The following is a 1,114-nucleotide window of genomic DNA, read 5'->3' on the forward strand; positions in this document are numbered from 1 at the left end:
GGGGGGGGGGGGGGGGGGGGGGGCGCGGCGCCCGGGGGCCGGGGTGCCCTCTTGGCCGCCCGGGGGGGGGCGCGCCCCCCCCCCGCCCCCGTCGTGGTCTTCATCCGCCGGTGGGTCGCGGTCCGACGGCGGGTTGTTGACCTTCAGTGGTTTTCGGTCACCGGCGGGTTACCCGGTTGGGTTACCCGGTTGGGTTACCCGGTTGGGTGACCGGGCGGGGTGGCCTCTGGGTGTGGCCTGGTGGGTGGTGTCCGTCAGTGAAAGGCTTCGCCCGGTGGCTGACGGGTGAGGTGGGTTTACCAGCCTCGGGTTCGCCATTGGGGGAGGGCCGGGCGTTCCGCGCCCAGGGTGCTGTCCTTGCCGTGGCCCGGGTAGAACCACGTGTCGTCCGGCAGTTGGTCGAACAGCTTGTGCTCGACGTCGTCGATCAACGCGGCGAAGCGCTGCGGATCCTTGTCCGTGTTGCCGACCCCGCCGGGAAAGAGACTGTCGCCGGTGAAGAGGTGGCCGGTGCCGGCCGGGTCGCGGTAGAGCAGCGCGATCGAACCGGGGGTGTGACCCTTGAGGTGGATGACCTCCAGCGCGCAGTCACCGACGGGCACGGTGTCGCCCTCGGCCAGATGCTCCGCCTCGATCGGCAGCCCGGACGCGTCGTCGGCGTGCACCAGAGCCCGCGCACCGGTCTTGGCGACCACCTCCTCCAACGCCACCCAGTGGTCCATGTGCTGGTGGGTGGTGACCACGGCGGTCAGGCCGCCGTCACCGATCAGCTCCAGCAGCCGGGGCGCCTCGTTGGCGGCGTCGATCAGCACCTGGTCGCCGGTGCCGGTGCACCGCAGCAGGTAGGCGTTGTTGTCCATCGGGCCGACCGACAGCTTGCTGATGGTGAACCCGTCCAACTCCCGTACCGCCGGCGGGCCGCCGTGGGTGACATCTCCGCTGTAGGTCATGACGTGTCGATATCCGTTCCAATGGAGGAGGACGTGCTCGGCGGCCGTGCGGTGGCGTTCGCCGCGCCGCTCGGCGGCGGCGGTTCCGCGCTCATTGGTGCACCCTTGTCTCACTCGGGCCGATCGGGGTTCGAGTGCACCGGTGACTGTCGGGCCATCGCCCA

1 protein-coding gene is annotated in these 1,114 nt (G+C 71.0%); it reads right to left on the reverse strand.

What is annotated here, in order from left to right; all coding sequences use genetic code 11:
- Positions 1-296: 296 nt before the first annotated feature.
- The gene (locus tag ACLQ24_RS29450; RefSeq protein WP_425895000.1) at positions 297-950 is read right to left on the reverse strand and encodes an MBL fold metallo-hydrolase; all 654 of its coding nucleotides are present in this window, start codon (positions 948-950) and stop codon (positions 297-299) included.
- Positions 951-1,114: the final 164 nt, after the last annotated feature.

The organism is Micromonospora sp. DT4 (assembly GCF_049841675.1).
GTDB lineage: Bacteria > Actinomycetota > Actinomycetes > Mycobacteriales > Micromonosporaceae > Micromonospora.